This window comes from Bacteroidota bacterium (assembly GCA_039111535.1).
In the GTDB taxonomy this organism is placed as follows: domain Bacteria; phylum Bacteroidota; class Rhodothermia; order Rhodothermales; family JAHQVL01; genus JBCCIM01.
On the sequence record JBCCIM010000060.1, the window covers coordinates 21,778 to 29,741 of the forward strand.

Below are 7,964 nucleotides of genomic sequence, written 5' to 3' on the forward strand. Positions count from 1 at the left end.
CGACGAAAACGGACTACCAAATTTAAATGACAGCTTAGTACTATGGAAAACAATCCAGAAGTGCGCATGAAGGAGATTAAAGATTCAGGGAGCGGTCAGATTTTTAGTTCACCCGCGCTCGAACGGCTATCAAAAGCTTCTCCCTTTGTATCTGTAGGAGTCTACCTGCTCATCATTGCCGGTCTCTTGATGTGGGCATACGCTGCGCGTGTAACGAGCAACGCATGGACCGGGCTTGCTCTTTTTGTTGGGGCATACTTCAGTTGGACGCTATTCGAGTATCTTTTTCATCGCTTTGTAAACCATCTCGATACATTCTTTCCGGATTCAGAAGCCGTACGCAAATTTGACTATGCGATTCACGGCATTCATCACGAATTTCCCCGCGATACAAAACGCCTGATCATGCCCCCTTTACCCGGCACGCTGATCATTCTTGTATTGCTTGGATTGTTCTGGCTAGCTATGGGGGCGTACGTCCTCGTGTTTATGCCAGGCTTCCTTTTAGGATACCTGTCTTACGCTTTTATTCACTATGCTACCCATGCCTGGAAGCCGCCCAAAGCGCGTTTCTTAAAGGCTTTGTGGCGGCATCATGCGCTACATCACTATAAACACCCGGATAAAGCGTTTGGTGTATCGACGCCCATTTGGGACTACGTTTTTCGCACCATGCCGCCTGACCGAAAAAAAGGTACCTCATAATGTATCATCCCCCCAAAGTAGAAGCCCGGCAATGGAAGCCCCTGCTGGTCTGTTTTAGTTATACCCTGGTTATGCTTTGTCTAGCTGCTCCTGTTGCAGCCCAGGAAACAGAGCGGCCTCTGCGAATTATCGCGTTCGGTGCCCATCCTGATGATTGTGAAATCAAAGCATCCGGTGTAGCGCGAATGTGGGCGTCTCGAGGACATGCCGTCAAATTTGTTTCAGTTACAAATGGCGATATCGGACACTTTGAGATGGCGGGCGGGGAGCTTGCGCGCCGGCGGACCCGCGAAGTTGAAGCCTGCGCAGAATTGCTGGGCATCGAAACGGAAGTACTCGACAATCACGACGGAGAGCTTATGCCGACGCTGGAGAACAGGAAGAAAATTGCGCGGCTCATCCGCGAATGGCAGGCTGATATTGTACTTGCACCCCGCGCCAATGATTACCATCCGGATCATCGCTATACCGCGATTCTTGTCCAGGATGCTTCGTTTATGGTGACGGTACCGTTTTTTACACCAGATACGCCGCGGGTTGAGAAAAATCCTGTGTTCATGTACTACTACGACAGATTTAAAAAACCGTATCCGTTTGAACCTACCATTGCTGTGGGGATCGACGAGGAATCTGCACCCAAGTACGAATGTATGGCAGAACTGCGCTCGCAATTCAGTGAGTGGAATGCCTGGCTAGACGGGTATGACCACGAGGTGCCAGCAGATGAAGCCGGCCGGCGCGAATACATCGCAGGGCGGTTTCAGGCAAGAGATATCTTCATCGCTGACACCTACCGGGACCTTCTGAAAACATACTATGGAGACGAACGTGGCGAATCCTTCAAATATGCTGAAGTTTTTGAGCTCTCCGAATATGGCAGCCAGCCTTCAAGAGAAACGCTGAAAGAGCTTTTTCCGTTTTTCGATTGAGAACAAGGTTAGTGAGAAATCAAAAAGGGGAAGCAGCCGCAATGACTGCTTCCCCTTTTCTCCTTTAAGGGCATTCCTCTACACGTTCACACGCACGCTCCGTTATCCCATTCTCGGGCGGAGATACTTTCTGCACACCACATCACTACCCATAAACATCAAATAGATAAACACGATGCCCAAACCTGAAAAGAGGTATTGACCGTTCATCCAGGAAAACACAATACCTGCTACTGTGAGCAAGGTGAGGCCCATCAGGCCGAGGACTACACAAAGGTTTGAAGCGTTAAAAACGAAACGTCTTGTTTTCGTTGTCATATTTATATCCTCCGGCCGAAAACTACGCTTTTGTACTGCCGGCAAAGCGTCGAAGTCGTACCTTCGTTGATTTCATTTATTTAAAATCCTGGCAAACTGCCGTGTGGTTGTTTGACCCCTGGTCAGAACAGGTAACACACAGCCTGTGCAAGGCCTTTAACTGAATACTTACGTATCCTTGTATCGTCCGGAAATCGAACAAAAAAAGGTAAATCTGAAACCGCAGGAGACTTACCCATTTCTCTTCGGACGCCACTTTTACGCCGCAAAAAAAGAATGGACCAACAGGTTTCAAGAAGAAGCGATTAAGAAAGCAGGAAGTTGGCTCTTTAATCGATCAGCATATGCTAAAGAACGACCTTTGCCCCTCTATCGTGTCCGCCTTTTTCAGGTGCGGAAAAACCATTTCTAAATCCAGAAAAAACATGCGTTAACCTGTAGATTTGTATAGCTATGGTGTTGCCGTTTCCTGTTTTTGGATGAGATTGTGTGTAGCCACTTCATTGTTCGGATGTGCGCCACTATTCAAGCTTTTTCAGGTGCGTCAAATGCCAGTTCTGACAAGAATCATCTTGCGGGGCAGGGGGCTGATTTACCTGTGTGAGATGTCGCGAACCCTTTTGCAGGAGTTTCGTGTAACATTATAGGCATAAATCCTTACTTGTAAGGAAAACAGAGGGCAATATAGTGCCTCGTGTGTACACCCATTACGCGTATACCTGAGAAAGGCATGGAATATAAAGACGACCATTTCCCATTTCGAACAGTGCTCAGTCTTGAGCCACTAATCGAGTTTTGGCAAGAAATTGAGGCTAATACAGACGGGATCAAGTCCAATCTTGCGCGTCAAATACTCGATGAGGTAGAAAAAACACCTGCATTTAGAGGTGGAATAGACGACATGTCTGTGCTGGAAAAACACGCAGACCTGCTCGACATGCTTATGTCTATCCTGTTGCCTGTAGGCACGTGCGAAACCTCGTACTCAGCTGCTATTTTGCCATGGCAACCGGAGAGTTTTTACTCTACGCCGGTCTTCGACCGAGAAAATATGATGGGGCACCTGCTCAAGTTTTTCTCTGCACAGGCTGACTTGATGTCTAAAGGTAAAACAGTTAATGCCTACCTTGGGTTGGTTGCTGAACTGTTTGGGTATGACCTCCCGGTAAAACTCCCCATGTTTTTCCCGGTAGAGAACGAGGAGACCGGTTTAACGCGCTTTTTCAAAATTGATTTTGATACGCGGTTTAGTAAAGTCAAACAGTTGGGACCGCTTCCGTCTTTTACCAAGGACGACCTGAGTGAATTGATGAACAACATCATGGATCTCGAATTGTGGAAAAAGAAGCTGCCTCCTGAACTGATTGAGTTTCATGGTTTTGCGTTACTGACTGCGGTAGAAGTGACGGAAGGACAGATCGTTTCCATGTTGAAAAACGATTTGCTCCAGAAAGATGCGCTCAATACGCCGGCTAAAATCCAGCAAATTCAGGGCAGAATTCGATCGCTTATGCGGATGCCGAAGCTCGAAGTGGGCCTGGTATCTATTGGTAGCGGTGAGTTTAACAAAATTACCAGCATCAAGCCGCTTGGCCGGAGCTTGTTGATGAAGGGCGGAGCTGCGCCCAGTTGCCCAATGTGGAATAAGTCGCTATATGCAGAGGTATGTGATGGCCGGCGTGAACCTGCCATTTTGCAGAACCTGCAGGCCTATGAAAACCGGACGGGATTTGAGCAGCATTTGATCGAACAGGGATACAATAACCTGGCCCTGGCACCGCTTTACTATGAAGATGATCTTGTAGGGATCCTTGAAATCGCTTCGCCCAATCCCAACGATCTCAATGGTTTTACGATAAACAAGTTTGAAGAGATCACGGCCCTGTTTGCGCTTGCTATTCATCGTGGTATGGAAGAGCTCGAAGATCGGGTTCAGGCGATTATTAAAGAGCAGTATACTTCAATCCATCCCGCCGTTGAATGGCGTTTTCGGGATGCCGCGCGCGACTTTATCTACCAGGAGCAAGCTGAAGCCGTTAATGCACAAGCAGATTCAATCGTCTTTAAGGATGTATACCCGCTCTATGGATTGTCCGATATCCGCGGTTCGTCTGAGGTGCGCAACCAATCCATCCAGGCAGACCTTGTCAAGCAGTTGGAACTCGCGCATGCGGTTTTAATCGAAGCGCAAAAATACCGTCCGTTGCATGTCATCGACGAAATGAGTTATCAGCTTGCTGTATATGCCGCCGATATTGAACATGAGCTCCGTTCAGGGGATGAAATAAACATCCTGAGTTTTTTGCGTGATGAAGTGGAAATGCTGTTTGATGAGCTTCAACAGTTTGGCCCTTCGGTGCATGCAGCTATTGCCACTTACCGTGAATCGCTCGATCCAGGCCTGGGTGTGCTTTATGAAAAGCGCAAAGAGTATGAGAAAAGTGTACGCTTGATCAATGATACCATTGGCAAGTACATCGACAAAAAAGAAGTAGATGCACAGAAAATGTATCCTCACTTTTTTGAGATGTACAAAACCGATGGCGTGGATTACAACTTGTATGTGGGTGCCTCCCTCGTACAGAACCGATCTTATGACCCAATTTACCTTCGTAACCTGCGGTTGTGGCAGCTGATGTTGATGTGCGGTGTGCAGTGGGAAATGGATAACCTCATTCCAACGCTTAAAGTGCCGCTGCATGTGGCGCATCTTATCCTGGTGCAAGACATGCCTTTGTCGATTCGGTTCAGGGTAGATGAGAAGAAGTTTGATGTGGATGGTGCGTACAATATTCGGTACGAGATTGTCAAAAAACGAATTGACAAAGCCCGGATTGAGGGGACACGGGAGCGCCTGACGCAACCGGGCAAAATTGCTATTGTGTATTCGCAAGATGCCGAAGCGCAGGAATATCGGCGCTATATCAAGTACATGCAGGCTTCCGGGTACTTTACCGACGAACTGGAAGATGTGGCATTGGAGAACTTGCAAGGCGTCCATGGATTGCGTGCGCTGCGCGTAACCATTCGGCAACAGGCAGCTAATACCAAAACGTTTTCTGGTCCTATTTCGGATCTTCATGCATTGCCGGTGGGAGACGGGGCGACTACAGAATCTGTATCAGTGGCAGTAGATTCTCCGGAGTCCTTGCAGTAAATTGCGCGGATTCTTGTGAACTAAAGCCGGCCCGATGCAATGGAGATGAAGCATTGGCACCCCCCTGAAGACTGGTTGCAGATCCGCACCATTGACGCCCACACGGGTGGGGAGCCTTTTCGTATTATAGTAGATGGTTTCCCTGCGTTGCCGGGAGATACGGTGTTGGCCAGGCGACGGTACGCCCGCGAGCATCTCGATACCATACGCACGATGCTCATGTTAGAGCCCCGCGGGCACCCGGATATGTACGGCTGTATCCTAACCCCGCCCGATCGCCCTGATTCTGCCCTAGGCGTGCTTTTTTTGCATAACGAAGGTTACAGTACCATGTGTGGCCATGGCATTATTGCGTTGTCCAAAGCGCTGGTTGACACAGGTCAAATACCGCGTAGCGGGCCTGATACAGAAATTCGCATTGATTCTCCAGCCGGACAAATTGTTGCCACTGCCCATAGTGTTGGTGGTACGGTCAAAAGCGTTTCTTTCTTGAATGTCCCTTCTTTTGTTGTCGCCCTTGATCAACAGGTAGACGTCCCTGGTTTGGGCCAGGTACAGTATGATTTAGCTTTTGGCGGTGCCTTTTATGCCTATGTTGATGCTGCTTCTGTTGGGGTTTCCTGCCGGCCTGAAAAGGCCCGCTATCTGATCGATAAAGGGCGTGCCATCAAAAAGGCTGTAATGAAACAGCGCACCATAACGCATCCTGTTGATGAAGACCTGGGCTTTCTGTACGGTGTTATCTTCGTTGGACCAGCTGAGCGCTCTGCGCACCACAGCCGGAATGTCTGTGTTTTTGCTGAAGGTGAAGTAGATCGGTCGCCGACCGGGACTGGCGTGAGCGGCCGACTTGCTGTACACCATGCACGCGGGGAAATAGGAATAGGGGAGTCTATAGTCATTGAAAGCATACTTGGGAGTACATTTTCCTGCCAGGTTGCCGAAGAGGTGACCTTTGGTCCGTATGCATCGATTGTACCGCGGGTTGAAGGGACTGCCCACATTACAGGCCAGCACACGTTTCTGGTAGATCCGGAAGATCCTTTGAGAGATGGGTTCTTCCTCCGTTAAAGGGACTGCCGCTGCATTGTATAATTAGCTGGATTTGCGTACCGTTATATCATTCTTGTCCTTTTGAAGCATCTCACCGGCTCCCCGTGAAGTTCAATATTTGTCTATATCTACTGTTCTGCGTGCTATGTGCCGTACTGGTTGGCTGTGCGCCAGCAAAAAAAGCAAACCCGGAAAGCCTGCCCGAAGCAGAAGCTGCTGGAGACATGCGCATGTTGTTTGATGGGCAGTCGTTTGAAGGATGGGAAGGGGTAAATGCTTTTTTTCGTATTGAAAATGAAGCCATTGTTGCCGGCACTACAACGCAACCAATTCCACAAAACGAATTTCTCTGCTCGATAGATCGTTTTTCTGATTTCCGACTCGAACTGGAAACCAGGTTGGTAGGAGATGAGACCAATGCCGGCATACAATTTCACACGGAGCGTATCCCGGGTGATAATGAGGTCATTGGATACCAGGCTGACATTGGCGCAGGTTATTGGGGGGGCATCTACGATGAGTCGCGTCGTAACAAGATGCTGGTTACAGCTGATGAAGCACTGATCGATGAAATTCTGAAGCCAGGGGCGTGGAATACCTACCTGCTAGAGGCAAAAGGGCCCAATTTTCGCATTGCCATAAATGGTGTGCAAACAGTTGCATACACGGAAGAAGATCCGGATATTCCTCTTGAAGGGCATATCTGCTTGCAAATCCATAGCGGACCACCTGGAGAGCAGTGGTACAAATCTATTGCGCTTGAAACACTGTAAACTGTGTTATGCCCAAAAGAAAAGCCGACCCCATGAAGAAGGACAAGATCTTTACCCGAAATCTGGATGGCCAGATTATTGAAATTGGAAACTGGAAAGCGCGTACATCACACGACGATGCTTTTGTGGGGATGCCTTTGTCTGACAGCGGCCTGAAGCAGTTGCGCCGGGGCAGGGAACGGGGGAAGTCGGATCGCCAGATTTTTAGCGACATCCAGAAGAGCAAGCGTGGAAACCGGCCGGCGCTGACGCTCGACGAATTGACCGTTGCCCAACTCGTCAAGATCGCAACCAACTTGCTCGAGTCTGATCTCAACTCGCTCGAGCAAATGACTAAAAGCGACCTGGTTATGATGGTGAAGCAACTCGCCAAAATGAAAAAGGTCAATATCGGGTTTGATATTGACCTTGATCTGGAATAACCATTTTGTAGCCGCTTTTTTGTGCGGCTGGATTAAATTTCTTTCAGCTTCTCCGTTTCGAGTTTCTCTACCTCGATCTTCTTGCCGTTTACAATGATTTCTACAGAAGCATCGCCGTCGCCACGTTTGATAATCAACTCCTGATCATCTGCGTCTTTCTGCATTATGATGATGCTCTCGTCGTCATCGTCGCTCTGTTCGAATCTGAATTTGTGCAACCGGCCCTTGAGCTCGCGCTCGCGCTCATGAAGCCTTTCGAGTTTTCGCTTCAATTCAAAGGCATCCCGCTTGTGTTCAAGTGCTACGTCCCACTCAATTTCACCACGCAGGGTTTCGTGATTCCACTTTTTGTGGTCCCACTGGCTGTGGCGATCTGCGCTGTCAAATTCCCAATAGAATGCATTTCCGTCTGCATCTTCGCCATCGAAGTTAGTTGTTACTTCAAATGCGTTGCCATTAATAACAATGTGACGAGCTACAATGGGGTCATCCTCAAAAAAGGAGTCAAAGTACATGTAGGTCAGGCCGCCAAAGAGGCAAAGGGCTGTGGTGCCGAGTACGGGCACAAGGCGTTGGCGCGTCCAGAACTGGCGCATGCGAACCAAAA

8 protein-coding genes are annotated in these 7,964 nt (G+C 48.7%); 6 read left to right on the plus strand and 2 right to left on the minus strand.

All coding sequences use genetic code 11. The annotated features are described in order from the left end of the window. Positions 1-42 precede the first annotated feature (42 nt). Together AAF564_11395 and AAF564_11400 are read left to right on the plus strand one after the other, a co-directional pair. Positions 43-705: a sterol desaturase family protein gene (locus AAF564_11395; GenBank protein ID MEM8486145.1), complete on the plus strand. Its 663-nt coding sequence runs from the start codon at positions 43-45 to the stop codon at positions 703-705. Further along, complete coding sequence (locus tag AAF564_11400; GenBank protein MEM8486146.1) at positions 705-1,634, plus strand: PIG-L family deacetylase; 930 nt, start codon at positions 705-707, stop codon at positions 1,632-1,634. The genes AAF564_11395 and AAF564_11400 overlap by 1 nt, the downstream gene beginning before the upstream one ends. Before the next feature lie 102 nt (positions 1,635-1,736). On the opposite strand, the gene AAF564_11405 is transcribed toward AAF564_11400, so the two are convergent. Next, positions 1,737-1,952, minus strand: a complete 216-nt coding sequence (locus tag AAF564_11405) for a hypothetical protein (protein MEM8486147.1) — start codon at positions 1,950-1,952, stop codon at positions 1,737-1,739. Positions 1,953-2,682: 730 nt separating this feature from the next. On the opposite strand from AAF564_11405, the gene AAF564_11410 reads away from it, so the two are divergent. The 4 genes from AAF564_11410 (at position 2,683) to AAF564_11425 (ending at position 7,357) form a co-directional block, all read left to right on the plus strand. Continuing rightward, entirely contained in the window at positions 2,683-5,109 is a 2,427-nt protein-coding gene (locus tag AAF564_11410; protein MEM8486148.1) for a GAF domain-containing protein, read from the plus strand. A 39-nt stretch (positions 5,110-5,148) separates the two neighbouring features. Then, the gene (locus tag AAF564_11415) at positions 5,149-6,180 is read left to right on the plus strand and encodes a proline racemase family protein (protein MEM8486149.1); all 1,032 of its coding nucleotides are present in this window, start codon (positions 5,149-5,151) and stop codon (positions 6,178-6,180) included. A gap of 122 nt (positions 6,181-6,302) precedes the next feature. Beyond that, positions 6,303-6,935, plus strand: a complete 633-nt coding sequence (locus AAF564_11420; protein MEM8486150.1) for a DUF1080 domain-containing protein — start codon at positions 6,303-6,305, stop codon at positions 6,933-6,935. A gap of 8 nt (positions 6,936-6,943) precedes the next feature. Next, positions 6,944-7,357 carry a hypothetical protein gene (locus tag AAF564_11425; protein ID MEM8486151.1) on the plus strand — a complete coding sequence of 138 codons (414 nt, stop codon included), beginning with the start codon at positions 6,944-6,946 and terminating at the stop codon, positions 7,355-7,357. Positions 7,358-7,389: 32 nt separating this feature from the next. Here AAF564_11425 and AAF564_11430 read toward each other — a convergent pair. After that, the coding region (locus AAF564_11430) for a hypothetical protein (protein MEM8486152.1) at positions 7,390-7,964 on the minus strand (575 nt) is incomplete at its 5' end.

What these genes read in the sequence shown, in the direction of transcription:
- AAF564_11405 (MEM8486147.1), bottom strand. Translation starts at nt 1,952, where the DNA reads ATGACAACGAAAACAAGACGTTTCGTTTTTAACGCTTCAAACCTTTGT.
- AAF564_11415 (MEM8486149.1), top strand. Translation starts at nt 5,149, where the DNA reads ATGGAGATGAAGCATTGGCACCCCCCTGAAGACTGGTTGCAGATCCGC.
- AAF564_11425 (MEM8486151.1), top strand. Translation starts at nt 6,944, where the DNA reads ATGCCCAAAAGAAAAGCCGACCCCATGAAGAAGGACAAGATCTTTACC.
- AAF564_11395 (MEM8486145.1), top strand. Translation starts at nt 43, where the DNA reads ATGGAAAACAATCCAGAAGTGCGCATGAAGGAGATTAAAGATTCAGGG.
- AAF564_11410 (MEM8486148.1), top strand. Translation starts at nt 2,683, where the DNA reads ATGGAATATAAAGACGACCATTTCCCATTTCGAACAGTGCTCAGTCTT.
- AAF564_11400 (MEM8486146.1), top strand. Translation starts at nt 705, where the DNA reads ATGTATCATCCCCCCAAAGTAGAAGCCCGGCAATGGAAGCCCCTGCTG.